General features: G+C 66.9%; 1 protein-coding gene. It reads left to right on the plus strand.

The window, feature by feature from the left end; all coding sequences use genetic code 11:
- On the plus strand, positions 1 to 272 hold a 272-nt coding region (locus BB427_RS23675; protein WP_139119009.1), incomplete at both ends, for a PAS domain-containing protein.

Genomic DNA, 272 nt, shown 5'->3' on the forward strand with positions numbered 1-272 from the left:
GGCGCATCACCTACGTCAACGCCGCCTTCTGCGCCATGACCGGCTGGAGCGAGGAAGAACTGGTCGGCCAGTCGCCGCCCTTCCCCTACTGGCTTGAATCCGACCGCGAGGGGATGAACGAGCGGCTCGAGGAAGAACTGCACGGCCGCGCCCTGCCCGGCGGCTTTCAGGTGCGGGTGAAGCGCAAGAACGGCAGCGTGTTCAACGCACGCCTGTACGTGTCGCCGCTGATCGATGCGCGCGGCCACCAGACCGGCTGGATGACGTCGATG

This window comes from Pseudoalteromonas sp. BMB, from assembly GCF_001709235.1.
In the GTDB taxonomy this organism is placed as follows: Bacteria; Pseudomonadota; Gammaproteobacteria; order Enterobacterales; family Alteromonadaceae; genus Pseudoalteromonas; species Pseudoalteromonas maricaloris.